The sequence below is a fragment of the Jiangella asiatica genome, assembly GCF_004349065.1.
Classification (GTDB): Bacteria; Actinomycetota; Actinomycetes; order Jiangellales; family Jiangellaceae; genus Jiangella; species Jiangella asiatica.
Genome location: NZ_SMKZ01000042.1, coordinates 1 through 24,673 on the forward strand (window position 1 = coordinate 1; position 24,673 = coordinate 24,673).

Below are 24,673 nucleotides of genomic sequence, written 5' to 3' on the forward strand. Positions count from 1 at the left end.
CTGCCCGCCCATGCCGACCTGCCCGCCCATGCCGACCTGCCCGCCCAGGCCGACTCGCCCGCACGTCTCGTCCCGGCCGCCGGGCGGCGAGCGATCGCTGTGGCCGCGCTGTGCCTGGTGGCCGGCTTCGCCGTCGGCACCGCGAGGTCGGCGCCGGTGTGGGACGGCCCGGTCACCGACCTGGCGCGGGCGGGCGCCCACGTCGAGATCGACGCCGTCGTCGCACGCGACCCGTCGGTGCGGCAGAGCGGCACGGCCGGCGACGAGCGCGGCGCCGCCGAGTACGCCGTCGGACGGCTGCGGGTCGACGAGGTCACCGGTCGCGGCCGGACACACGAGGTCCGGGTGCCGGTGCTGCTCGTCAGCGGCGACCTCGGCTGGGCGCGGTTGCTGCCGGGTCAGCGCGTTCGAGCCGAAGGGCGGCTGGAGCCCACCGACGAGGCCAGACCCGAGGTCGCTGCCGTGTTCCGGCCCTACGCCGGACCAGGCGCGACCGGGCCGCCGAGCCGGGCGAGCCGGGCCACCGAGCCGTTTCGCGACGGCTTGCGCGAGAGCGTCGCGAGCGTGTATCCCGACGCGCGCGGGCTGATTCCGGGGCTGGTGGTCGGCGACGAGTCGCTGTTGACGGACGACCTGCGCGACGCCATGACGGTCGCCGGGCTGTCCCATTTGACCGCCGTTTCGGGCACGAACATCTCGATCTTGTTGATCGTGGTCCTCGGGCTGGCCCGGTGGAGCGGGATGCGCGGCTACGCCGTGCCGGTGGTCGGCGCGGTGTGTGTGGCCGGGTTCGTCCTGCTGGCCCGGCCCGAACCCAGCGTGCTTCGCGCCGCCGCGATGGGCGTGGTCGCCGTCGTCGGGGTCGCGGTATCCGGACGGCGACGTGGGCTGTCCGCGCTGGCCGCCGCCGTGTGCGTTTTGGTGCTGGTCGACCCGTGGCTGGCCCGCAGCGTGGGTTTCGCGCTGTCCGTGCTGGCGACGGCGGGAATCCTCGTCCTGGTGCCGGCGTGGCGTCGCGCGCTGGGCTGGTTGCCGCGGCCACTGGCGCTCGCCGTGGCGGTGCCGCTGGCCGCTCAGGTGGCCTGCACCCCCGTCCTGCTCGCGGTGTCGGGCCAGCTGAGCCTGGCCGCGCTGCCTGCCAACATGCTCGCCGCGCCGGCCGTGGCGCCGGCGACGGTGCTCGGTGTGGCGGCCGCGGCGGTGAGCCCGGTCGCGATGCCGGTCGCCGCCGTGCTCGGCTGGCTGGCGGCGCTGCCGGCGTGGTGGATCGCGGCCGTGGCGCGGTGGTTCGCCGAGCAGCCCGGAGCGGTCGTGCCGTGGCCGCCGGGTGCTGGTGGGGTCGTCGTGGCGGTTGTTCTCGTGGCCGTCGCACTGCTCGCCGTGCCGCTGGTGCTGCGCCGGCCGGTCGTGACCGCGGTGGCCGGCACGGTCCTGGTGGTCGGCCTGCTGAAGACGGTGCCCGTCCCGGGCTGGCCGCCGCCCGGCTGGCTCGTCGTCGCCTGCGACGTGGGGCAGGGGGATGCGCTCGTCCTGCGTGCGGGCGAGAACGCGGCGGTGGTGGTCGACGCCGGGCCGGAGCCGCGGCTGGTGCGGCGCTGCCTGGACTCGCTCGGCGTTCGGAGCGTGCCGCTGCTCGTGCTCACCCACTTCCACGCCGATCACGTGTCCGGTGTTTCCGGGGTGCTGGCTGGTCGCGAGGTCGCCGAGGTGCTGGTCTCTCCCTTGGACGATCCACCGGCCAACGCCGCGGTGGTGCGGGAGTTGCTGAGCGAGGCCGGCGTGCCGGTGACGGTTGCCCGCGCGGGGGAGCGGCGGCAGGTGGACTCCGTCGAGCTGGACGTGCTCTGGCCGCGTCGTCTCATCGAGTCTGCGGAGTCTGAGTCCAACAACAGCAGCGTGGTCATCGCCGCCGACGTCGACGGCGTCGACGTCCTGCTCACCGGCGACCTGGAACCGACCGCCCAGCGCGCTCTGCTGGGGTCCGCGCCGGGACTGACCGCCGACGTGCTCAAGGTCGCCCACCACGGATCACCGCACCAGGACCACGACCTCCTCACCAGCGTCGACGCCCGGCTCGCGCTGGTCAGCGTCGGTGAGAACGACTACGGACATCCGGCGCCGCGGGTGCTCGACACCTTGCGGGCCGACGGGGTGCGCGTCTACCGGACCGACGAACACGGCAGCATCGCCGTCGTCCCGACCGAGCGCGGCGGTCTCAGCGTCGTGACCGGCGGTCCGCGAGCTGGCCCGAGACGCGGGCGGTCGGCTCGGGCCGCGTCGGTCGGAGGTCCTGAGAGACCGGCCGGGTCTGTGAGGAGTGCGTGTCGGGGGTGCGGTTCGCGACGTGGGCCGTCCGCCCAGGAGCGCCCGTGAGTGATCGTGAGACGCCCGCCGACTCTGTCGGAAGCACGTGTCATGCTGTGACGCGACATGGCTGCGCTATCCACTGATCCCCTCGTTCCGGTCACGCTCGTCGTCGGCCCGGAGACCCTGCTGGCCGAACGCGCCGTCGCGGCGGTGGTACGCGCCGCGCGCGCAGCCGACGCCGAGTCCGACGTATCCCAGGTCGCTGGCTCCGAGCTCAACGCCGGCGTCCTCGCCGAGCACGTGAGCCCGTCGCTGTTCGCCACCCGCCGTGTGCTCGTGGTCAACGACGTCCAGGACGTCGCCGAGTCGGTCGGAGAAGCCCTGGTGGGGTACGTGGGCACGCCGGTCGAGGACATCCACGTCGTGCTCGTCCACCCCGGCGGCGTGAAGGGCAAGAAGCTGCTGACCGCGCTGCGCAGGGCCGGCGTGCACGAGGTCGCGGCCGAGCGCCTGACCCGCCCGGACGACCAAGTGAGCTTCGTCCGCGCCGAGGTCCGGCACGCCGGCGGCCGCATCGACGAAAGGGCCGCACGTCAGCTGGTCGAGGCGGTTGGTGGCGACCTGCGCGGCCTGGCGTCAGCGGCCGGCCAGCTGGCCGCCGACGCCCCGGACGGTGTGGTCTCCGGTCAGGTCGTGGCGATGTACTTCGAGGGCCGCGCCGAGGTGAAGGGATGGGTCGTCGCCGACCGCGCCGTCGAGGGCAAGACGGGCGAGGCGGTCGAGCAGTTGCGCTGGGCGCTGGAGACCGGCACCGACCCGGTGCTCATCACCGGTGCGCTCGCGACGTCTCTGCGGTCGCTGGCGCGGTTGGCGGGCGCTCCGCGCGGCCTGCGTGACGCCGACGTCGCTCGCGATCTCGGGATCCCGCCGTGGAAGGTGCGCATCCTCCGGTCGCAGCTGCGCGGCTGGACGCCGGCAGGGCTGGCGAGCGCCATCCGCGCGGTCGCCGATGCCGACCTGGCGGTCAAGGGTGCCGGGAACGACCCGACGCTCGCCCTGACCACTGCGTTGGTCCAGATCGGCAGCGCCCGCGCCGCCTGATTCGCCCTGCCGCCGCCAACAGCATCCGCGCTGTCGCGGAGCTAGACCGCCGTCAGTGAGCCGAGGAGGCCCGACGCCTCAGAGGGACTCGGCCCGCTTGGCGATCGAGGACTTGCGGTTGGCCGCCTGGTTCTTGTGGATGACGCCCTTCGACGCGGCCTTGTCCAGCTTCCGCGAGGCGTCGCGGGCCAAGGTGACGGCCTGCTGGGTCTCGCCGGCGTCGGCGGCCTCGTGGAATCGGCGGATCGCGGTCTTCAGCGACGACTTGACCGCCTTGTTGCGCAGCCGCGCCTTCTCGTTGGTGAGAATGCGCTTCTTCTGGGACTTGATGTTCGCCACGAAACGTGTGCCTTCGGGTCGGGTTCGGATGGGTCGTGAGGGCGTCGGGCTTCCTCGGACACGCGACAGTGGGGCCATCGCAGCGGCGAGAGGTCGTCCGGGCGCGTCCGCGACCTAGGCAGGCGCGCGACGCACAACGATACCAGCGGCGCGACCCACCAGCCAATTCGGCCCGATGAGCCGGGTCACCGCCAGCCGTAGCGGCCGCGCAGTTCCGCGATGACGCGGTCGAACGGCTCCCGGTCGAGGGCGGCGGCCTCGCGGCGCATCCCGCTCGGGTGGACGCGGAGCACCCGGCTGACGTCGACCCACGACGGCCGGTGCTCGCCGTCCCAGCGTCCGGCGCCCACCGCCACCCAGTCGTCTTCGCCGTCGTGGTTCTTGCTGGTCAGCTGGACGGCGAGCAGCGTGCCGGCCGGCTCCAGCGCGACGATCAGCACCGGGCGGTCCTTGCCCCGGCCGTCGTTCTCCTCGTACGGCACCCAGGTCCACACGATTTCGCCCGGGTCGGGGTCGCCGTCGGTGCTCGGGTTGTACGACGTGCGGACGGCACCGACCGAGTGCGCCTGCGTGGTGGCGTTCGGCCCGTACCGGCCGAGGGCCTCCTCCTCTGCCGGCCCGTCGTCACCGGGGACCCGCCGATCGGCGGAACCCCGGCGCGAGTCTCGTCGCGGGCCCTGTCGCGACCCTTGCCGCGACGAGACCCGTGCTGCTCGTCCGGACGGGCTGATCAGCTGCCGCAGGATGTTCCGGAGTCGGGGCACGCCCGCACCCTACCGCCGGCGCGCCACCCTCACCACGCGGTTCGTCGAGGTCATCGCGTCACGATGCCGTCGGGCAGGTCGGCGTCGACCGGCCGGATGACGTAGGCGATCCCGCCGGAGCCACCGGCCGTGCCGCCGTCGGGGAGCTGCCGCCGAGTGCGCAGCCAGACCTGCTCGAACTGCTCGCGCGGATAGACGCGCCGGACCGCGTCGTTCGACGGCGCGGCAGGATCGTTGACGATGACGTCGCCGTCGTCGGTGAACCCGACCACGACGAACAGGTGGCCGGAGGTGTCGTAGCCGGCGCCCTCGAGCTCGCCCCGCACGAACGACTGCGACGTGACCACCGGGATGCCGGCGGCGATCAGCCGCTCGAGGTCGTCCAGCGAGCGCAGTCGCGTGACGAACCCGTCGAGGCCGCCGAACGAGGTGGCGTAGGCGGTGTTGAACGGCCAGTTGCCGCCGCCCTCGTACGCGTAGTCCCACGTGCTGCGTGCGGCGTGCGCGACCTGCGGGTCGGTGTAACCAGGCTCGATCCAGTCCAGGTCGTCATCGGAGGGGTGGACGCCGTAGAACTCCATGACCATGGTCGTCGAGGTCGGGCTGCACCAGACCTCGCCGCCCCCGCCGTACTCCGGGTACGAACCGGCGTGGATGTTCTGCGAACGACGGGGCACGTCCAGCTCGGTGCCCCACGCGATGCCGCCGGCGCTGGGCTCGACGGTGGAGCGGTCCGGCACGTCCGACGCCATGACGCTCAGACCCCACACTCGAGGCGTGGCCAGCGACCCCAGCGTCCGATGGAGCGTGAGCCGAAGCTGGTAGCCGGTCAGGCGAACCCCCGCGTCGTCGGCGACGGCCACGGTGTCGGTCAGCACGCTGCTGCGACCATCGGACTGGTCCTCGACGCTGGTGCGCTGGATGGTGGTGTCGTCGCTGGACCAGACTCCCATGGTGTACCAGGGCGTGGTCCCGCCGTCGTCGTACCGGCCCTGCAGCTCGACGAAGATCCAGGTGCCGTGCGGTGTGGTCGCGTTCCACGAGGCGATCAGCTCGGTGGCCCCGAAGCCCGCCTCCACGACGGGAGAGGTCCAGGTGGAGTACTCCCAGGTTGCGGTGCGGCCTGTGTGCGGGTCGGTGTAGTCGCGCCTCCCGACCGGTGCGGTCATGACGACGCCGGCCTGAGAACCGGGCAGTGGCCACAACCCGTCGGCGTCGCCAGTGGCCCAGTCGGCCGTGGTGGTCCAGCGGGTGAGCGCGATGCGCTCGTCGGGCGTCGTCAGGACCTCCGACGCCTGGACGGGGAGTGCCGGCAGTGCCGCGACCAGCAATGCGGCGAACCCGGCGACGACGACGGCGTACCCGACGGCGGACCCCACGACGGGCGGGCGGTGCATCGTGACTCCTGGAGACGACGTGCGAACCGGCGGACGAGCGGGCAGGCGTCAGCGACCCACCCAGGCACACTATGGCCGGTTCGCCGCGTCGATTTCCACCTCGCCTCCGGCGCGTCGTCCGACCAGCGCGGATCGGCGCGCGTGGGTCCGGGGCGCCGGGCATGGGATGATGTTCGTACGGGCCGGAGCGTGCCCGCCCGACCGCCCGTCACCGAAAACGTCCTGAGGAAGCTGCGTGCCTGTCAGTGAGAACGCGCCGGTTCCGTCGGCCACCCCGCCGGAGCTGATCCGCAACTTCTGCATCATCGCCCACATCGACCATGGCAAGTCGACGCTGGCCGACCGGATGCTGCAGCTCACCGGCGTCGTCGAGGGACGGTCGATGCGGGCGCAGTACCTCGACCGCATGGACATCGAGCGCGAACGCGGCATCACCATCAAGAGCCAGGCGGTGCGCCTGCCGTTCACGTCGCGGACGCAGGGCCACCCGGACACCACATACGCGCTCAACCTCATCGACACCCCCGGGCACGTCGACTTCACCTACGAGGTCAGCCGGAGCCTGGCGGCCTGCGAGGGTGCGGTGCTCCTGGTCGACGCCGCGCAGGGCATCGAGGCGCAGACCTTGGCCAACCTCTACCTGGCGCTGGAGAACGACCTCACGATCATCCCGGTGCTCAACAAGATCGACCTGCCCGCGGCGCAGCCGGAGAAGTACGCCGCGGAGCTCGCTCACCTCATCGGCGGCGACCCCGACGACGTCCTGCGGGTGAGCGGCAAGACCGGTGAGGGCGTGCTCGAACTGCTCGAACGCGTGGTCGCCGAGGTGCCGCCCCCGGTCGGCGACGCTGACGCGCCAGCCCGCGCCATGATCTTCGACAGCGTCTACGACTCCTACCGCGGCGTCGTCACCTACGTGCGCGTCATCGACGGCAAGCTCACCCCGCGCGAGCGCATCCTCATGCTCTCCACCAAGGCCACTCACGAGCTGCTCGAGATCGGCGTCATCTCCCCGGAGATGAACCCGGGCGCCGGCCTCGGCGTCGGCGAGGTCGGATACCTCATCACCGGGGTGAAGGACGTCCGCCAGTCCAAGGTCGGCGACACCATCACCGACGCACACAAGCCGGCCGACACAGCGCTGGCCGGCTACCGCGAGCCCAAGCCCATGGTGTTCTCCGGCCTCTATCCACTGGACGGCTCGGACTATCCGGACCTGCGTGAGGCGCTGGACAAGCTCAAGCTGAACGATGCCGCACTGGTGTACGAGCCGGAGACGTCCGGGGCGCTCGGCTTCGGGTTCCGGTGCGGCTTCCTCGGCCTGCTGCACCTGGAGATCGTCCGGGAGCGGCTCGAGCGCGAGTTCAACCTCGACCTCATCTCGACCGCGCCCAACGTCGTCTACAAGGTCGTCATGGAAGACGGCGCCGAGCACACCGTCACCAACCCGAGCGAGTTCCCGACCGGCAAGATCGCCTCCGTCCAGGAGCCCGTCGTCCGGGCGACCATCCTGGCGCCGAGCGAGTTCGTCGGCACCATCATGGAGCTGTGCCAGGCCCGCCGCGGGACCATGCTCGGGATGGATTACCTGTCCGAGGACCGCGTCGAGCTGCGCTACACCATCCCGCTCGCCGAGATCGTGTTCGACTTCTTCGACGCGCTGAAGTCGCGCACCCGCGGCTACGCCAGCCTCGACTACGAGCCCACCGGCGACCAGGAGGCCGACCTCGTCAAGGTCGACATCCTCCTGCACGGCGACCCCGTCGACGCGTTCAGCGCGATCGTCCACCGCGACAAGGCCTACGCCTACGGCGTCGCGATGGCCGGCAAGCTCAAGGAGCTCATCCCGCGGCAGCAGTTCGAGGTACCCATCCAGGCCGCCATCGGCGCGCGGGTCATCGCCCGCGAGAACATCCGCGCCATCCGCAAGGACGTCCTCGCCAAGTGCTACGGCGGTGACATCACCCGCAAGCGGAAGCTGCTGGAGAAGCAGAAGGAAGGCAAGAAGCGGATGAAGATGGTCGGCCGGGTCGAGGTGCCCCAGGAGGCCTTCATCGCCGCCCTCTCGTCCGACTCCAAGTAGCCGGCCGCCGACGACGGTGAACGCTGCGGCGTCGGGGTCCTCACCGCTGCGTCCGGCGCATACCGGCGTACCCGACGAATGACTGGCCGGATCGGGCCGGGTTCGTCGGAAATCCCAGTACGAGCCGGTGTGAGCCGGCGGGTTGGTGCCCGCCCGCCGGCGATCAGGGGACGGCGGGGGCGGGCGGGAAGCCCAGATGCGCCAGCGCCTGGCGCAGCAGTATGCCGTGGCCGCCGAGCATCTCCTTCTGGACGGCGTCGTCCGCGGCGTCGGCCGGCGAGAGCCAGGTGAGGTCGAGGGCGTCCTGCCGCGGTGCGCAGTCGCCGGCGACGGGGATGACGAACGCCAGGGCGACGGCGTGCTGCCGCGGATCGTGGTACGGCGTCACCCCCGGCGTCGGCAGGTACTCCGCCACCGTGAACGGCGACGGCGATACCGGGATGCGCGGCAGTGCCAGCGGCCCGAGATCCTTCTCGATGTGCCGCAGCAGCGCGTCGCGGATGCGCTCGTGGAACAGCACCCGACCGGCGACCAACTCGCGCCGGATCTCGCCCTCGGGGGTCGACCGCAGCAGCAGGCCGACCGACGTCGCGGCGCCGGTGTCGTCGACTCGAACGGGTACCGCGTTGACGTACAGGATCGGCAGGCGCCGGCGTGCGTAGGCGAGGTCGTCCGGAGTGAGCCAACTCTCGTTGGAGTCGACGGCCGTCTGGTTCATGTGTCAGTTCTATCTGGCCGCCGCCGGTTCGGGCAGCACGTGATCGACATCCGGCATGTCGAAGGCGTCACACCGCCGTCAGGAGCGGTTCAGGAAGCCGATCACCGTCGCGGTCCACCACCCCACCTGAGAGAGCACCGCGATGCCCAGCCCGGCCCGCAGCAGTCGCGCCGACGGCGCCGTCCTGATCGCCAGCCGGCGGCTGATCGCGAGCGCCAGCACGCCGGCCACCCCCGTCGCCGCCACCATGACCACCTTGACCACGGTCAGTGGCGTCGACAAGTCCGGCTCCAGGAGCATCCCGGAGACAAGAAGCCCGCCCAGGCCCAGCCAGATCGGCACCGCCAGCGCCCCGGCCGTCGCGACCACCGACTCGACACTCCCGCGGCCCAGCCGCCAGCGCAGCCCGAACCAGTCCACCGCGAGCACGCTGCCGAGCCCGACCACCACGCACACCAGGTGCACGAACTGCGCGACGGTGTGCACGAGCGGCGACGGGTCGATCAGCTGGCTGACCAGGACCACTCCAGCCAGCACGAGCACGGTCGCACCGGCGAGTGCGTATTCGGCCGCCGTGATCAGCGGCGCCCGCGTGGCGGGCCTCGCGGTGTCGGCGGGCGGTGTGGGCGTGATGGTGGCGGGCTCGCTCGCCGCGGCCGGACCAGGTGCGATCGGCGCAATCGGCTCCGCGAAGGCAGCGGTCGCGACGACCTTGGACGGCGTCCGCGACTTCGCGGACGTGCTGGGCTCGATCCCGGTTGCCGGTGTGGCCGTGGTGCCGGTCGGGTTCGTGACCGAGGCCGCGTGGGTGTTGGTGGCCGACTTCGCTGCGCGACCGTGCGGCGCGGTCGGCGAGCTTGCCTCGGCCGCGCCACCGGTCAGCGCGGTGGTGCCGCCGGCCTCGGCGATGCCGCCACTGCGGGCGGCAGGGATCGGCGCCTTGGCCGAAGGGACGGCCGCGGCTGTGGATGCCGCGCCTGTGGGTGCTGCCTTCGCAGGTGCTGCCTCCACAGGCGTTCTCGTCGCGCCTTCCTCCGGCCCGGCTTCCACCGGCGCCTTCGCGGCGGCTGTCGCCGAGCCGGCCGCGGTCACCGTCGTCGCGTCCGGGGTCGCCGCGCTCGCGGTCACGGCGGTGTCGGCTGGCGGGCCCGCGTTCCCAACCGGCGCCGCCGCACGGGAACTCGTCGGCGTCCGGCCCGCGCCGGTGACCGGGCGGGCGCGTCCGGTCACCGGCGGCTTCCCGGTGGACAGGAGCGCCGCCATCGATGCAGGCGTCGGCCTCGGGTTGGTCCCTGCCCTGGACGCAGCCGCGTCGACGTCGTCGACGTCGTCGACGTCGGCGGGCGGGTGGCCGGGGGAGTCGGTGAGGGGAGTCTGGCGGTCAGCCGCAGCTGGGAGCCAGGGCGAGCTGGTCACGGGCATTGTTGAAACCGCCGATGTTCGTCGGGGCCGCGGTCCAGGCCGCCACCCACGCATCCTGTGCCTCGAGGCCGTTCATGTCGCCGTTGGCGTGAGCGACCATCGCGTTGAGGTGGTTGGCCCAGTCGCCCATCGCGGCGGTGGCGGCGGTGACGGCGGCGTCCACGCTCGCCGACCGTTCCATGCACTCCTGTGCCTGCTCGACCATGCCGTCGGAGGCCTCGAGGTCGGCCAAACCGGCGCAGTCGGGATGGGCCCGGTACGCGTCGAGGGCGGCGTTGGCGCGGCTGACGTCGTCGGCGCCGGCCAGGCGGGTCCGCTTCCAGATGGCCCGCATCTCCTCCTGGCCGATCGTGCCGGCCAGCATGTCCGTGCGTGCCTGGACGTGCTCGTTCCAGTGGCCGATGCCGACTTCGGCGACGGCGACGAGCTGCTCACCCGCGGCGAGTCGGGCGGCGCAGGCATCGATGGCGTCCTGTGCCAGCGCGGCGATCTCGTAGGAGTTCGCGTCCGTGGTCGGGTCGTCGGACGCACCGTCCGACCCGCTGTCGGCCGCCTCGCTGGCGCCGCGATCTGACTCCGTCGACGCTGACGCCCCGTCGCCGGAATCGGCGTCTGAACTGGTGAATGCCCTGGCAGCGCCCCACGCGACCAGCGGCAAAGTGATGACAACAACTGCTCCGACGGCGAACCGGCCAATGCTGGATCGCTGGCGTTTTCGTTGTCGCGGCAAAGGAGCCCCCCTTCAATCCAGTGGGCATTTTGGCATAAATGGTTGATCAAATACATAGTGGTGGAAATCAGCAGAGATCGGGGCGTTTTTGATCTTGATTTAAGTGAAATTCTCAGCTCATCGACGGTCGCTGCCAGAGGTTCTCCCGGTCGCGTCGGATATGACTCATCCGCGTTCGCCAGAGCGGAGAATTCGTGAACCCGGCCGTGACGAATCGTGAAGTGCCCCCGAAAGCGGGCCCTCGAATTCACCGGGACGTCACGTCGTGGTCGCTCCAGGGAAGTTCCCGGCCGACAGCATGACGGCCGTGCGCATCCTGCAGGCCGCCAACTTCGTCGCGCCGCACTCCGGCGGGATCCGGACCATGATGCGACACCTGGCCGACGGCTACGCGGCCGCCGGACACGAGGTCGTGGCGGTGGTGCCCGGCGAGCGCAGCGCCACCCACGCCACGCCGAGCGGACGCGTGATCGAGATCGCCGCCCCCGTCATCCCGGCCACCGGCGGCTACCGCATGATCACCCGCTGGCGCACCGTCGAGGACCTGCTGGCCGTCGTGGCACCGGACCGGGTCGAGGTGTCCGACCGGCTCACGCTGGCCCGCATCGGCCCATGGGCCGCGCGTCGCGGCATCCCGTCGGTGGTGTTCTCCCACGAGCGGCTCGACGCGCTGCTGCGGTTCCACCTGGGCCGGACGCTGCCGACCCGGCGGGTCGCCGACCGCTGGAACCGTCGGCTGGCCGGCGCGTTCGACACCGTCGTGTGCACGACCCGGTGGGCGGCAGAGGAGTTCGTCCGGCTGGGCGCGGAGAACCTGGCGCACGTTCCGCTGGGCATCGACCTCGACACCTTCCACCCGCGCCACCGCGACCCCGCCCTTCGCGCGGAGCTCGCGCGCGGCGCCGAAATGCTGATCGTCACCGCGGTCCGGCTGTCGCCGGAGAAGCGGCCGGATCTCCTGGTTCCGATGGTGCGGGAGCTGAGCCGGCTCGGCGTCGACGCGCGCCTGGTCGTCTGCGGCGACGGCTCGGTGCGAGACCTCGTCGCCGAGCAGGCCGAGGGGAACCCGGTCACCATGGCCGGCTTCGTCTCCGATCGCGGCCGGCTGGCCGCGCTGCTGGCCAGCGCCGACGTCGTCGTCGCTCCCGGTCCGTACGAGACGTTCGGGCTGGCCGCCCTGGAGGCGATGGCCAGCGGCACCCCCGTCGTCGCCAGCTCGTCCGGGGCGCTCCCGGAACTGGTGGTCGACGGCGCCGGGCGAACCGCGCCCCCGGACCCCGCCGCCATGGCACGGGCGGTCGTCGACGTGGTCTCCGCCGGGCCCGCGGCCAGGCACGCCGCTCGTCGTCGGGCCCAGGACTTCTCCTGGTCGGATACGGTTACAGGGATGCTTGCGGTGCACGGTTTGGAAACACGTGGGCCGCGAAGGGTGTCGCTGGAAGCTACCAGGTCGTAACCTTCCCCCACCTGGCCGCATCCGGTCGGCATCGGAACGGTGAATGGGAGGAAGCAATGGGCCTCGGCACCACTGACAGAGCGGATCTCGTCGCCGACCGTCCGCCGTCGGTCGGGCGGATGTTCCTGGAGCGGGTGGAGGCCACGCCGGACCGCGAGGCATACCGCTACCCCGACGGTGCCGGCTGGTCGTCGCTGACGTGGGCGCAGACGAAGGACCGCGTGTGGGCGCTCGCGGCAGGGCTGCTCGATCTCGGGGTCGAGCACGAGCAGCGCGTGGCGCTGGCGTCGTCCACCCGGATCGAGTGGATCCTCGCCGACCTAGCGATCAACGTCATCGGTGCCGCCACCACGACGGTGTACCCGACCACTACTCCCGAGGACGTGTCGTACATCCTCAGCGACTCCGACACGCGCGTCGTGTTCGCCGAGAACGACGAGCAGTTGCGCAAGGTCCTCGAGCACCGCGCCGACCTGTCCCAGCTCACCCGCATCGTCGTCTTCGACGGCGACGGCACCCAGGGCGACCCTGACTTCGTCCTGACGCTCTCCGAGCTGGAGGAGCGCGGCCGGGCGCTGCTGGCCGAGCGCGCCAGCGCCGTCGACGATGCCCTGGCCGCCGTCGGCCCGGAGACGCTCGCCACCCTCATCTACACCTCCGGCACCACCGGCCGGCCCAAGGGCGTCCGGCTGGTCAACGACAACTGGGTCTACGAAGGCGTCGCCGTCGACGTCTTCGACATCCTGACCATCGACGACGTCCAGTACCTGTGGCTGCCGCTGTCGCACTCGTTCGGCAAGGCGCTGGAGGCCATCCAGCTGCGCATCGGCTTCGCCACCGCGGTCGACGGTGACCTCGACCGCATCGTGGAGAACCTCGGCGTGGTGAAGCCGACGTTCATGGCCGGCGCGCCGCGCATCTTCGAGAAGGTCCGGGCCAAGGTCATCACCGGGGTCGAGAACGAGGGCGGCCCGAAGGCGAAGATCTTCGCCTGGGCGTTCGGCGTCGGCGCGAAGGTCTCGAAGCTGCGCCAGGCTGGCCGCGAGCCGAGCGGGCTGCTGGCGTTCCAGTACCGGCTGGCCGACAAGCTCGTCTTCAGCAAGATCAAGGCCCGGCTGGGCGGCAACATCCGCTTCTTCGTCAGCGGCGCGGCCGCCCTGTCCCGCGACGTCGCCGAGTGGTTCCACGCCGCGGGCATGCTGATCCTCGAGGGCTACGGCCTGACCGAGACCAGCGCGGCGTCGTGCGTCAACATGCCCTACGACTGCCGGTTCGGCACCGTCGGCCCGCCGGCACCCGGCACCGAGGTGAAGATCGCCGACGACGGTGAGATCCTGCTGCGCGGCCCTGGCGTCATGCGCGGCTACCACAAGCTGTCCGACGTCACTGCCGAGGTGCTCGACTCCGACGGCTGGTTCCACACCGGCGACGTCGGCGAGGTGGCCGACGGCTACCTGCGGGTCACCGACCGGAAGAAAGACCTGATCAAGACCTCCGGCGGCAAGTACGTCGCGCCGCAGAAGATCGAGATCATCTTCAAGGCGGTCAGCCCGTACGCGAGCCAGATCGTCGTACACGGCGACACCCGCAACTACTGCACAGCGTTGATCACGCTGGACCCGGACGCCATCACCGAGTGGGCCGAGCACCACGAGCTCTCCGGCCGGCCGTACGAGGAGCTCACGCGCACGGCGGCGGTGCGCGAGCTCATCCAGGGCCACATCGACGAGCTCAACGGCCGGCTGGAGCGGTGGGAGACCATCAAGAAGTTCGAGATCCTCACGCACGACCTCACGGTCGAGAACGGCGACCTCACCCCCAGCCTCAAGGTCAAGCGCAAGGCCGTCGAGAAGAAGTACATGGACGTCCTGGACGGCATGTACACCTGACGCCGCGTCGATTCCCCGGTCGCTCGTTGGCCCGCGGCCGCCCGGCCGGGGACAATGGATCGTGCCCTCCACCCTGCCTGACGGATCGCCCGCGCCCGCCGACGGCTCGCTGCCCGCGGCGGCGCTGGCCGGCATCGGCAGCCGTCCGTTCGGCGTCTACCTGCATGTGCCGTTCTGCACCACCCGCTGCGGCTACTGCGACTTCAACACCTACACCGCCGACGAGCTGGGCTCGGCGCCCGGTGCGTCGCGGGCGTCGTGGGCCGACGGCGCCATCGCCGAGCTGCGCCTGGCCCGGCGCGCGCTCGGCGACGCCGACGTGCCGGTCTCCACGGTGTTCGTCGGCGGCGGCACACCCACGCTGCTGCCGCCGGCCGAGCTGGGCAAAGTGCTGCGCTTCGTCGACGATGAGTTCGGGCTGGTTCCCTGCGCGGAGCTGACGACAGAGGCCAACCCGGAGTCAGTCACCGAGGCGTCGCTGGCAGAGTTGCGCGGCCACGGCTTCACCCGCGTCTCGATCGGCATGCAGAGCGCCCGCCCGCACGTCCTCGCCGTCCTGGACCGCGTACACACGCCGGGCCGGCCAGCGCAGGCGGTGGCCGAGGCGCGGCGGGCCGGGTTCGAGCACGTGAGCCTCGACCTCATCTACGGCACGCCGGGGGAGACGGTCGACGACTGGCGGGCCAGCGTCGAGGCCGCGCTAACGGCCGGGCCCGACCACGTCAGCGCCTACGCGCTCATCGTCGAGGAAGGCACCCGGCTGGCCGGGCGGATGGCCCGCGGTGAGCTCCCGCTCCCGGACGACGACGACCAGGCCGACAAGTACCTGCTGGCCGACTCGCTGCTCACGGCGGCGGGGTTCACCTGGTACGAGCTGTCCAACTGGGCGTCCTCGCCGGCGGCGCGGTGCCGGCACAACGAGCTGTACTGGACCGGCGCCGACTGGTGGGGCGTCGGCCCAGGCGCGCACAGTCACATCGGCGGCACCCGCTGGTGGAACGTCAAGCACCCGGCGGCCTGGGCGGCGCGGCTGGCGGCCGGTTCCAGCCCCGCGCACGCCCGCGAGATCCTGGACGCCGAGACCCGCCGGGTGGAGCGGGTGCTGCTCGAGGTGCGGCTGGCCGCGGGCCTGTCGCTGGACGTCCTCGACGACGACGGACGGCGTACGGCCGCCCGGGTGGCCGCCGACGGCCTCGCCGACCCCAGCGCCGTCGACGACGGACGCCTGGTGCTCACCCGGACCGGCCGCCTACTCGCCGACGCCGTCGTTCGCGACCTCGTCCAATGATCATCAACGGTCGGCGACGTCATAGCGTCGCCAACCGTTGATGATCACGGATGGTCTGGCGACGGGTCGGTGACGAAGTCGATCAGCTCCTCGACGCGGCCGAGGAGGGCCGGCTCGAGGTCGGTGTAGGTGCGTACCGCGCCCAGGATGCGCTCCCACGCCTCCCACGGCTCGATGCCCCAGCGCAGGCGTGCGATCACGCCCTCCTTCCACGGCACGCCCTTCGGCACGTCCGGCCAGGCCGGCAGCCCGAGGACCGAAGGCCGGACCGCCTGCCAGACGTCGACGTAGGGGTGGCCGACGATGAGGACGCTCTCGGCGTGCGGGCCGGAGCGGACGCCGTCGGCGATCCGGCTCTCCTTGGTGCCGGCGACCAGGTGGTCCAGCATGACGCCCAGCCGCCGGCCGGGGCCGGGCCCGAAGTCGTCGACGGCGGCGAGCAGGTCGTCGGCACCGCCCAGCTCCTCGACGACCACGCCCTCGACGCGCAGGTCGTGGCCCCAGACCTTCTCGACCAGCTCGGCGTCGTGCTTGCCCTCGACGTAGATCCGGCTCTCGCGGGCAGTGCGGGCCCGGTGGTTCACGACGGCCACGGAGCCGGACGCGGACACCATACGGCCGGCCTGACGGGGTGCCGTCGGGCGGACCAGCGCGACCGGCTTGCCGTCGATCCAGAAGCCCGGGCCGAGTGGGAAGGCGCGGCGCTTGCCGTGGCGGTCCTCGAGGATGACGCCGTGCTTGTCGACCTCGACGACGGCGCCGCAGAAGCCGGTCTGCACGTCCTCGACGACGAGGCCGGGCTCGGCCGGCTGCTCGGTGCTGACCGGACGCTTGGGATGCGGGGATTGCGCCAGGACGTCTCGGCCATAGCGGTCGGAGTAGCTGCTCACGATTCGTGACGGTACTGGCTCGGCGCGGCGCCGCCCGGCAGCGACATGCGCACCACCTCAATCCCGTTGATCTTGGAGCTACCGCGGCATCTATCGGACATTTCCCCCGTGACTCTGCGAAACTCCAAGATCATCGGGGAAGGCGAGCGTCGGGGAAGGTGGACCGACAATGCGAAGGCCCCGTCGTGGGTGCGGCGGGGCCTTCGCGGGGTCGCTGGACGGGTCAGTGGATCATGGCGGGTGCGCCTTCGCCCTCGCCTTCGAACGCGGCCTCCTCGCTCTCCGGGGTCGCGTTCACGAACACGAACGCGATGGCCGCGGCGACGACCAGGATGCCGACGGCCCACCAGATGGCCGTGGTGTAGCCGTTCACCATGCCCTGCAGCTGCACCAGCTCCGGCGACGAGGCGCCGGCCAGGTGCGCGCTGATGTACGACGTCGTCGCGCTGGCGGCGATGGTGTTGAGCAGCGCCGTTCCGATCGCGCCGCCGACCTGCTGCGACGTGTTGATCATCGCCGAGGCGATACCGGAGTCGCGCGGCTCGACGCCGTAGGTGGCCAGGCTCATGGCGGGCATGAACGTCGCGCCCAGGCCGACGCCGAGCAGCAACTGCGCCGGCAGCAGGACGCCCGCGTAGGAACTGTCGACCTCCATCTGGGTCAGGATGAGCATGCCCAGTGCGCCCACCAGCAGGCCCGGCGTCATGATGTAGCGGGCCGGAACCCGCGTCATCAGCCGGGTGCCGATCTGCGTGGAGCCGACGATCATGCCGGCGACCATCGGGAGGAACGCGACTCCGCTGCGGATCGGGCTGTAGCCCTTCACGATCTGCAGGTAGTAGGTGAGGAACAGGAACAGACCGAACATCGCGATGACGGCCAGGCCCAGCGACAGGTAGACACCGCCTCGGTTGCGGTCGACCACGACGCGCAGCGGTAGCAGCGGCGCCTTGACGCGCTGCTCCACCAGGACGAATGCGCCCAGCAGGAGCACCGTCAGCACGAACATGGAGATGGTGCCGGCTTCGCTCCAGCCCTCGGACTCGGCTCGGGTGAAGCCGTAGACCAGGGCGACCAGGCCCAGCGTGCCGAGCAGGGTGCCCGGGATGTCCAGAGGCGAACGGTTGCGCGCGCCCTTCGGCTCGAACACCTGGGTCTGGGCGCCGACGAACGCGATGGCCGCGATCGGGATGTTGACGAAGAACACCCAGCGCCAGTCGAGGTACTCGGTGAGAATGCCGCCGAGGATCAGGCCGATGGCAGCGCCGCCACCGGCGATGGCACCGAAGATGCCGAACGCCTTGGCGCGCTCCTTGGTGTCGGTGAACATGACCGCCAGCAGCGACAATGCCGCCGGTGCGAGCAGGGCGCCGAACGCACCCTGCAGGGCGCGCGAGGCGAACATCATGAGCTCGTTCGCCGCCGCGCCACCGAGGGCCGACGCCCCGGCGAAGCCGATCAGGCCGGTTAGGAAGGTGTTCTTGCGCCCCCACATGTCGGCGACGCGGCCGCCGAGCAGCAGCAGGCCGCCGAACGCCAGCGCGTAGGCGGTGATGACCCACTGCCGGTTGGCGTCGGAGATGCCGAGGTCGGCCTGCGCTGATGGGAGCGCGATGTTGACGATGGTGGCGTCGAGCACGACCATCAGCTGGGCCACGGCGATGAACGCCAGCGCCCGCCAGCGGCGCGGATCAGGTTGTGTTGCGTCAGGCATCAGGAAGTCCAATCACGATCTTTGCGTGCATCCAGACAGGGTGCGTCTACGGATATGACGTAGTAAGCCGGGGAGATGTGACGAGGGCTCAGGCCGTGGCCGGGTCGAGGTCCTCGAAAGTCACCGCCGATCCACACAGCTCGGAGCGGGCGGGCGTACGCAGGCCGTCCAGGAAGAGCTGCAGGTGCCGGTGCATGAACCGCTCCACGAGTGCACACACGGTTCCGGGCACCGGTCGGGTGAGCTGGGTGATCGCGACCATGAGATCACCGATCGCGACGTCGGTCCGCAGCTGACCGGACCGGCGCGCGTTGTCCATGAGGCGTTCGACCGACGCCTCCAAGCGTTCGCGGGCCTCCACGACGTGGGGATCGTTCTTGTCGAACCCGTCGTGGAGCAGGGAACAGAGCGCACCGACGCGTTCGTCGGCGGCTCGATGGACGAAGCGCCGCAGCGCCTCGAACGGGTCGGGTTCCTCGGCGAAGGCGGCCTCGGCCTGTTCGGTGACGCGGGCCATCGAGTACGACGCCACGACGTGGACGAGCTCGCGGCGGTCGGCGAAGTGACGGTAGAGCGTGGCGTTGCCCACCCCGGCGCGATGTGCGATGGCGTCGAGCGGCACACCCGGCCCGTGTTCGACGAACGCCTCACGGGCCGCGGCGATGATGCGCTCGCGGTTGCGGGTGGCGTCGGTTCGGGTCGAGGCGGCCTTGCGATCGGCCGTCGCTGTCGCGCCCATCTGGTCCCCCCTTCGAGATCACACAAGAACCGGAGAGATTTTCCCCGATTCACGAACCGGGGAAAGCGCCCCCGATTCGACGGACACGAGCTGAAACGGGGATCGGTTCCCCGGATATTTCTGCCGATGGATGTGACCTGTGTCACATGGATGTCGTGGCGACGTCGCGCCCGATTGACCACCGTCGCAGCGCGGCGCAGTCGGGTGCAACCGAATTTCCGGTCATGTCGATCCTCCCCCCAGGTCAATGGCTGAGCACGAACCTACGCGGAGGGTCCGACAAAGTCTGCGGAGCGGTCAGGCGGTGTTCAGCGTGACGGCGGAGCGTTCCCTTCGCTCACGTCGACCACCCAGGCGCGGCGCTCGGCGATCAGGCCGTCGCGCATGACGAACACCTCGGCCATCGACATCAGCATTACCGTGCCGTCGACGCGCCGGGCCGCTCCGGTGAGCTCGGCCATCACGACGTCGTCCTGCTCGACCATCCGGACGACCTCGAGCTCGGGCGGGCCGTCGAACTCCGGTCCGCCGTCGATGGCCTGGTCGTAGGCCTGCTTGCCGACGAGGTGGAAGGCGCCGACGACCGTCCACTCGATGTCGTCGGTCAGGCAGGACAGGATCCGCTCATGATCGCCGGTGCGGAATCCGTCAAGGTAGCGCTGGACGGTCTCGGTGTTCGTCGACACTCGTGCTCCTTCGGCGCGTGCTGTCACGATCTGTTCTCCGGGATGGTTCGATGATGCCATTCCCGATCCGCAGCGCCCGCCGGCGGATCGGGACGCGACGCGGTGCCGTCCGATTACGTAGAATTGGCACTTCGAAGGGTCGAGTGCCAGTGCGATCGCGACAGGAGGTGTGCTCGGTTGTCCGTCGATGACCGGAAGCTCGACGTCCTGCGGGCGATCGTCGAGGACTACGTCGCCACCCAGGAGCCGGTCGGCTCGAAGGCCTTGGCCGACCGTCACCAGCTGGGGGTGTCGCCGGCCACCATCCGCAACGACATGGCCGCGCTGGAGGACGACGGCTACATCGCCCAGCCGCACACCAGCGCCGGCCGGGTGCCCACCGACAAGGGCTACCGCCTGTTCGTGGACAGGCTGTCCACGGTCAAGCCGCTGTCGCCGCCGGAGCGCCGTGCCATCCAGACCTTCCTCGACGGCGCCGTCGACCTCGACGACGTCGTGTCCCGCACGGTGCGGCTGCTGGCGCAGCTCACGCGCCAGGCCGCCGTCGTGCAGTACCCCTCGCTGAGCCGCTCGACGGTGCGCCATGTCGAGCTGGTCATGCTGGCGCCCGCGCGCGTCCTCGTGGTCCTCATCACCGACACCGGCCGGGTCGAGCAGCGCGTCGTCGAGCTGCCCACCGACGCCGACGACGTCCTGGTCGGCGAGCTTCGCGCGCGCATCAACGCGCTGGTCGTCGGGCAGGACTTCGCCAACGTCGAGAGCCGCGTCACGGAGCTGCCCGATCGGTTCGGGCCCGAGGACCGCGCCACCGTCGCCGCCGTCACCGCAACGCTGCTGGCCACGCTGATCGAGCGGCACGAGGAGCGGGTCGCCGTCGCCGGCACGGCCAACCTGGCCCGCTACGGGCAGGAGTTCGACCACGAGCTGGAGCCGCTGCTGTCCGCGCTGGAGGAGCAGGTCGTGCTGCTGCGGCTGCTCGGCGAGGCCACCAGTCCGGCCACGTTCCGGGTGCGTATCGGCAGCGAGAACGCGCCGTCCGGGCTGTCCGCCACCTCCGTCGTCACCACCGGCTACGGGCCGGGCGAACTGGCGCTGGCTAGCATGGGTGTGGTCGGGCCGACCCGAATGGACTATCCCGGGACGATCGCGGCGGTTGGCGCTGTTGCTCGATATGTCAGCAAGATCCTCTCGGCTCACTAGGGATGACAAGGGTGCCCAGCACGGACTACTACGAAGTTCTCGGCGTGCCGAAGGACGCTTCCAGTGAGCAGATCAAGAAGGCCTATCGACGGTTGGCGCGGCAGCTGCACCCCGACGTCAACCCCGACCCCGAGACGCAGGAGCGCTTCAAGGAGGTCGTCACCGCCTATGAGGTGCTGAACGACCCCCGCAAGCGTGAGATGTACGACCTCGGGGCCGACCCACTTGCCAGTGGCGGGGGCGCCGGCGGCAACTTCGGTGGAGCGTTCTCGTTCACCGACATCATGGACGCGTTCTTCGGTGGCGGCGGCACGAGCCGCGGCCCGCGCAGCCGGGTCCGGCGCGGCCAGGACGCCCTGGTCCAGCTGAAGATCGAGCTGGCCGACACCGTCTTCGGTGCCACCCGGGAGCTCCAGGTCGACACCGCCGTCGTCTGCGGTGTCTGCGAGGGCGCCGGCACGGCCAAGGGCGCGCAGCGGGTCACCTGCCCCACCTGCCAGGGCCAGGGCGAGGTCAGCCAGGTCCAGCGGTCGTTCCTCGGCCAGGTCATGACCACCCGGCCGTGCCCGGCCTGCCAGGGCTTCGGCACCATCAACCCCAACCCGTGCGTGGAGTGCGCCGGCGACGGCCGGGTGCGCACCCGGCGCAGCCTGACCATCAAGATCCCGGCCGGCGTCGACAACGGCACCCGCATCCAGCTGTCCGGCCAGGGCGAGGTTGGCCCCGGCGGCGGACCGGCCGGCGACCTCTACGTCGAGCTGGCGGTCATCCCGCACCCGGTCTTCACCCGCAACGGCGACAACCTCCACTGCACGCTCCCGCTGCCCATGACGGCGGCCGCGCTGGGCACGAGCGTCGAGATCGAGACGTTCGACGGCACGGCGACGGTGGAGATCCGGCCCGGAGCGCAGCACGGTGAGCAGCTCAAGCTCGGCGCGCGCGGCGTGCCCAAGCTTCGTGGCACCGGCCGCGGCGACCTGCTGATCCACCTCGACGTGCAGACGCCCACCAAGCTCGACGCCCGGCAGGAAGAGCTGCTGCGCGAGCTCGCGGCGCTGCGCAACGAGGAGTCCGTCCCCGGGCCCGGGGCGGCGGCGCAGCAGGGCAACCTGTTCACCCGCATCCGCGACGCCTTCAAGGAAGGCCTCGCCTGACCCGCCGCCGCCCGCTAACCCGCCGCCGCCCGCCTGACCTGGAAATGATCACGTTCAGCACGAGATCTCGTGTCACACCGCGCTCGCAATCATGGTGAGGCTCGGGGGATCCTGCTGAACGTGATCATTTCGAGGTCCCGGTGTGAAATTGGTGCAATTGAGCAGGCGGTGGGGGACAGCGATGCCACACCCGGTGCCCCCACGGATGCAGCAGGAGTGCCCGGAATGATCACGTTCAGCGCGAGATCTCGTGGTGCATTATGCCTGCGAGCCCCACGAGGGTCGGGCGGGACTGGTGATGAGACGGGAGCCCGAGGCCTCCTCTCATCGCCGGTGGATGAGGCAGCTGTGGATGACATTGGCCGGAACCTGTCCGACTCGACGACACTGGTGACTCGTGACGCGCGAGAAGTCTTGGTGATGGGCCGTCCATGAGTGCTCCGGTGTTCATCGCCGACGGCGACGCGCTGCGGGCGTCGGACGAGGTGCTGCTCGGCGGGGACGAGGGCCGGCATGCCGCCGTCGTCCGCCGCATCACCGTCGGCGAGACCGTCGAGCTCACCGACGGGGCGGGGCACCTGGCCCGCTGCGTCGTCGTCGGCGCCTCCAAGCAGGGCATCACCTGCGCGGTGCACGAGCGGGTCGACGTGCCGGAGCCGCGGCCGCGCGTCGTCGTCGCCCAGGCCGTCCCCAAGGGCGACCGCGGCGAGACAGCCGTCGAGACCCTCACCGAGGTCGGCGTCGACGAGATCCTGCCCTGGTCGGCGCAGCGCTGCATGGTCCGCTGGAGCGGCGAGCGCGGCGACAAGGCGCTGCGGCGGTGGCGGTCGACGGCGCGCGAGGCGGCCAAGCAGGCGCGGCGGGCGTGGTTGCCGTCGATCGGCGGGCTGACGACCACCTCCGTGCTGGCCGCACGCGCCCGCGCCGCCGCGCTGGCGGTGGTCCTGCACGAGGAGGCGCCGGGGCCGCTGGCGTCCGTCGAGGCTCCCTACGACGGCGACATCTTGCTGGTGGTGGGTCCGGAAGGCGGGGTCGCGCCGGAGGAGATCGCGGCGCTGGAGGCCGCCGGCGCCGTGACTGCCCGGATGGGGCCGACCGTGCTGCGCACCTCCACCGCCGGGACGGTCGCCGCCGGCATTCTGCTGGCCCGCACCCGTCGCTGGGCTTGACCACGGGCTACTCGACGGTGAACGTGCGCGAATCGCTCATCGGAGGGCGGCCCTCCCCGCCGGACGGGTCGTCCTCGGTGATCACGACCTCGTACGTGCCCGGCTCCAGGTCGACCTGGAACTCGAACTCCGCGAACGTGCAGCACTCGGTGGCCGTCGCCGCACCCTCGTCGACCACCTCGCCGTCGCGCCGGATCTCCCACGGGACGTTGGCCTCGAACGTCGCCGCCTCGCCGCGCACCGTGACCGGGCTGGTCACCGTCGCGCCCTCGGTCGGCTCGTTGAGCTGCATCACCTGGCGCACGTCCAGCGGCTCGGCCCGCGGCACCGGCTCGGTGAGCGGCACCTCGCCCAGCGCGTCGACCGCCTCGCCCTCGACGGTGATGCGCACCGGCAGCGAGCCGTCCAGGTCGAACGTCGCGGCCGCCGCCGTCGCCGTGTAGACGACCTGCTGCACGGCCAGCTCCGCCGCCGATGGCTCGCCGGAGTCGCGGGTGATCTCCGGCAGGGCGGTGAGGTCGACGGTGATGGCGTCGTCGCCGACCTCTGCCGAGCGGATCAGGCCGGACTGCCAGAGGCTGGTGTAGTCGGGGTCGGTCGGGCTGGCGACCTGGCGCAGCGCCGCGAGCACCGGCGGGTCGGCGGACTCGATGGTCTGGAACTCGCGCGCCAGCCGGGACCCGGCGCCGGAGTCGGCGACGAAATAGACCGGAACGGTGATCGTCTCGACCGGCCCGGTCGCCGACGGTGTCGGGTCCGGCCCGGGCGTGGTCTCGCCGCCGGACGGGCTGGGCGGCGTCGACGGGGTCTCGGCCGGGGTTCGCGACGGCGTGGACGTCGTGGTGGCGATGGGGTCGTCGTCGGAGCCGTTGAGGGCCACCACGCCGCCGATCAGGACCGCCACCGCCAGCGCCGTCGCCCCGGCCAAGCCGAGCACGACGGGCCGGCGCCACAGCGGCACCACCGCCGTCCGCCGCCGGATGCGCGCCAGCCCGTCCGGGCCCGGCTCGACCTGCTCGGCAGCGCGGTGCAGCGCGTCGTGGAGGCGGCGCTCCTCCGGGGTGAGGTCGTCGGGGGTGTTCACGGCTGCCTCCTCACGACCACTCGGCCAGCGCCGCGCGCAGCCCGGCCATGCCGCGCGAGGCATGGCTCTTCACGGCTCCGTTGCTGATCTTCATCGCACTCGCGATCTCCGATTCGGACAGGCCACCGTAGTAGCGCAGGACCAGCGCCTCGCGCTGGCGGGAGGGAAGCCCGCGCAGGGCGTCGACGACGGCGGACGTGGCGGCGTCGAGGACGGCGAGGTGCTCCGCGCTGGGCTCGTGGCCCGGCGGCTCGGCCGGATGCCGGGCGGCGACCCCGCGCCGTCGTTGGACCGAGCGGCACCCGTGCACGACCGATGTGCGCAGATACGAGACGGCCGCCGCGGGGTCACGCAGCCGTCGCCAGCGTCGGTGCAGCGCCACGAACGCGTCCTGGACGACCTCCTCGGCGACCGCATGGTCGCCCTGCAGCAGGGTCGCCAGGCGGACGAGGCGGACGTAGTGAGCCGCATAGAGCTCGGTGATCGCTTCGTCGGCACCGGACTCGATCCTGTCCTCCACCACATACCCCTACTGACGCGTTG

General features: G+C 71.4%; 21 protein-coding genes. 9 read left to right on the forward strand and 12 right to left on the reverse strand.

Annotation, left to right across the window (positions count from 1 at the left end; all coding sequences use genetic code 11):
• On the forward strand, positions 1 to 2,373 hold a 2,373-nt coding region (locus E1269_RS23270; RefSeq protein ID WP_162606591.1), incomplete at its 5' end, for a DNA internalization-related competence protein ComEC/Rec2.
• 57 nt (positions 2,374 to 2,430) lie between these two features.
• A complete protein-coding gene (holA, locus tag E1269_RS23275) occupies positions 2,431 to 3,408 on the forward strand; it encodes a DNA polymerase III subunit delta (RefSeq protein WP_131899046.1) in 978 nt (325 codons plus the stop codon).
• A 78-nt stretch (positions 3,409 to 3,486) separates the two neighbouring features.
• On the opposite strand, the gene rpsT is transcribed toward holA, so the two are convergent.
• The 3 genes from rpsT to E1269_RS23290 all read right to left on the reverse strand — a co-directional run bounded on the left by rpsT (position 3,487) and on the right by E1269_RS23290 (position 5,908).
• Positions 3,487 to 3,747 (reverse strand): 30S ribosomal protein S20, encoded by a 261-nt coding sequence (gene rpsT / locus E1269_RS23280; protein WP_131899048.1) that lies wholly within the window; start codon positions 3,745 to 3,747, stop codon positions 3,487 to 3,489.
• 185 nt (positions 3,748 to 3,932) lie between these two features.
• A complete protein-coding gene (locus tag E1269_RS23285; protein ID WP_239001006.1) occupies positions 3,933 to 4,511 on the reverse strand; it encodes a type II toxin-antitoxin system PemK/MazF family toxin in 579 nt (192 codons plus the stop codon).
• Between the two features lie 50 nt (positions 4,512 to 4,561).
• A complete protein-coding gene (locus E1269_RS23290; protein ID WP_131899050.1) occupies positions 4,562 to 5,908 on the reverse strand; it encodes a peptidase C39 family protein in 1,347 nt (448 codons plus the stop codon).
• A 235-nt stretch (positions 5,909 to 6,143) separates the two neighbouring features.
• Between E1269_RS23290 and lepA the strand changes: the two genes are divergently transcribed.
• On the forward strand, positions 6,144 to 7,991 hold the full coding sequence (lepA, locus tag E1269_RS23295) for a translation elongation factor 4 (RefSeq protein WP_131899052.1): 1,848 nt from the start codon (positions 6,144 to 6,146) through the stop codon (positions 7,989 to 7,991).
• A gap of 163 nt (positions 7,992 to 8,154) precedes the next feature.
• Here lepA and E1269_RS23300 read toward each other — a convergent pair whose 3' ends face one another.
• The 3 genes from E1269_RS23300 to E1269_RS23310 all read right to left on the reverse strand — a co-directional run bounded on the left by E1269_RS23300 (position 8,155) and on the right by E1269_RS23310 (position 10,789).
• Entirely contained in the window at positions 8,155 to 8,709 is a 555-nt protein-coding gene (locus E1269_RS23300) for an NUDIX hydrolase family protein (protein ID WP_131899054.1), read from the reverse strand.
• Between the two features lie 78 nt (positions 8,710 to 8,787).
• Positions 8,788 to 10,125: a hypothetical protein gene (locus E1269_RS23305; protein ID WP_131899056.1), complete on the reverse strand. Its 1,338-nt coding sequence runs from the start codon at positions 10,123 to 10,125 to the stop codon at positions 8,788 to 8,790.
• Complete coding sequence (locus E1269_RS23310; RefSeq protein ID WP_131899058.1) at positions 10,091 to 10,789, reverse strand: hypothetical protein; 699 nt, start codon at positions 10,787 to 10,789, stop codon at positions 10,091 to 10,093. The genes E1269_RS23305 and E1269_RS23310 overlap by 35 nt, the downstream gene beginning before the upstream one ends.
• A 370-nt stretch (positions 10,790 to 11,159) precedes the next feature.
• Between E1269_RS23310 and E1269_RS23315 the strand changes: the two genes are divergently transcribed.
• From E1269_RS23315 to hemW, 3 genes are all read left to right on the forward strand, one after another.
• Positions 11,160 to 12,317, forward strand: a complete 1,158-nt coding sequence (locus tag E1269_RS23315) for a glycosyltransferase (protein WP_420810664.1) — start codon at positions 11,160 to 11,162, stop codon at positions 12,315 to 12,317.
• A 56-nt stretch (positions 12,318 to 12,373) separates the two neighbouring features.
• Positions 12,374 to 14,206, forward strand: a complete 1,833-nt coding sequence (locus E1269_RS23320) for an AMP-dependent synthetase/ligase (RefSeq protein ID WP_131899062.1) — start codon at positions 12,374 to 12,376, stop codon at positions 14,204 to 14,206.
• Between the two features lie 61 nt (positions 14,207 to 14,267).
• Complete coding sequence (gene hemW / locus E1269_RS23325) at positions 14,268 to 15,494, forward strand: radical SAM family heme chaperone HemW (protein ID WP_131899064.1); 1,227 nt, start codon at positions 14,268 to 14,270, stop codon at positions 15,492 to 15,494.
• Between the two features lie 44 nt (positions 15,495 to 15,538).
• On the opposite strand, the gene E1269_RS23330 is transcribed toward hemW, so the two are convergent.
• The 4 genes from E1269_RS23330 to E1269_RS23345 form a co-directional block, all read right to left on the reverse strand.
• Positions 15,539 to 16,387, reverse strand: coding sequence for a DUF3097 domain-containing protein (locus E1269_RS23330; protein ID WP_131899066.1), 849 nt, complete (start codon positions 16,385 to 16,387; stop codon positions 15,539 to 15,541).
• Positions 16,388 to 16,607: 220 nt separating this feature from the next.
• Positions 16,608 to 18,098 carry an MFS transporter gene (locus E1269_RS23335; protein WP_131899068.1) on the reverse strand — a complete coding sequence of 497 codons (1,491 nt, stop codon included), beginning with the start codon at positions 18,096 to 18,098 and terminating at the stop codon, positions 16,608 to 16,610.
• A gap of 88 nt (positions 18,099 to 18,186) precedes the next feature.
• Positions 18,187 to 18,837, reverse strand: coding sequence for a TetR/AcrR family transcriptional regulator (locus tag E1269_RS23340; RefSeq protein WP_131899070.1), 651 nt, complete (start codon positions 18,835 to 18,837; stop codon positions 18,187 to 18,189).
• A 308-nt stretch (positions 18,838 to 19,145) separates the two neighbouring features.
• Complete coding sequence (locus E1269_RS23345; protein WP_203434002.1) at positions 19,146 to 19,523, reverse strand: nuclear transport factor 2 family protein; 378 nt, start codon at positions 19,521 to 19,523, stop codon at positions 19,146 to 19,148.
• A 177-nt stretch (positions 19,524 to 19,700) separates the two neighbouring features.
• Here E1269_RS23345 and hrcA point away from each other — a divergent pair, with 177 nt between their 5' ends.
• The 3 genes from hrcA (at position 19,701) to E1269_RS23360 (ending at position 23,046) form a co-directional block, all read left to right on the forward strand.
• Complete coding sequence (gene hrcA / locus E1269_RS23350) at positions 19,701 to 20,723, forward strand: heat-inducible transcriptional repressor HrcA (RefSeq protein ID WP_131899074.1); 1,023 nt, start codon at positions 19,701 to 19,703, stop codon at positions 20,721 to 20,723.
• Positions 20,724 to 20,734: 11 nt separating this feature from the next.
• Positions 20,735 to 21,877 (forward strand): molecular chaperone DnaJ, encoded by a 1,143-nt coding sequence (gene dnaJ, locus E1269_RS23355; protein ID WP_239001007.1) that lies wholly within the window; start codon positions 20,735 to 20,737, stop codon positions 21,875 to 21,877.
• Positions 21,878 to 22,308: 431 nt separating this feature from the next.
• The gene (locus E1269_RS23360) at positions 22,309 to 23,046 is read left to right on the forward strand and encodes a 16S rRNA (uracil(1498)-N(3))-methyltransferase (RefSeq protein ID WP_131899078.1); all 738 of its coding nucleotides are present in this window, start codon (positions 22,309 to 22,311) and stop codon (positions 23,044 to 23,046) included.
• 7 nt (positions 23,047 to 23,053) lie between these two features.
• On the opposite strand, the gene E1269_RS23365 is transcribed toward E1269_RS23360, so the two are convergent.
• Positions 23,054 to 24,130: a Gmad2 immunoglobulin-like domain-containing protein gene (locus E1269_RS23365; RefSeq protein WP_131899080.1), complete on the reverse strand. Its 1,077-nt coding sequence runs from the start codon at positions 24,128 to 24,130 to the stop codon at positions 23,054 to 23,056.
• A gap of 10 nt (positions 24,131 to 24,140) precedes the next feature.
• Complete coding sequence (locus tag E1269_RS23370; RefSeq protein WP_203434003.1) at positions 24,141 to 24,650, reverse strand: SigE family RNA polymerase sigma factor; 510 nt, start codon at positions 24,648 to 24,650, stop codon at positions 24,141 to 24,143.
• Positions 24,651 to 24,673: the final 23 nt, after the last annotated feature.

Excerpts from the sequence above, each read along its gene's own strand:
- E1269_RS23300 (WP_131899054.1), bottom strand. The coding sequence starts at position 8,709 with ATGAACCAGACGGCCGTCGACTCCAACGAGAGTTGGCTCACTCCGGAC.
- E1269_RS23360 (WP_131899078.1), top strand. The coding sequence starts at position 22,309 with ATGAGTGCTCCGGTGTTCATCGCCGACGGCGACGCGCTGCGGGCGTCG.
- E1269_RS23340 (WP_131899070.1), bottom strand. The coding sequence starts at position 18,837 with ATGGGCGCGACAGCGACGGCCGATCGCAAGGCCGCCTCGACCCGAACC.
- holA (WP_131899046.1), top strand. The coding sequence starts at position 2,431 with ATGGCTGCGCTATCCACTGATCCCCTCGTTCCGGTCACGCTCGTCGTC.
- E1269_RS23315 (WP_420810664.1), top strand. The coding sequence starts at position 11,160 with ATGACGGCCGTGCGCATCCTGCAGGCCGCCAACTTCGTCGCGCCGCAC.
- E1269_RS23335 (WP_131899068.1), bottom strand. The coding sequence starts at position 18,098 with ATGCCTGACGCAACACAACCTGATCCGCGCCGCTGGCGGGCGCTGGCG.
- E1269_RS23320 (WP_131899062.1), top strand. The coding sequence starts at position 12,374 with ATGGGCCTCGGCACCACTGACAGAGCGGATCTCGTCGCCGACCGTCCG.
- E1269_RS23290 (WP_131899050.1), bottom strand. The coding sequence starts at position 5,908 with ATGCACCGCCCGCCCGTCGTGGGGTCCGCCGTCGGGTACGCCGTCGTC.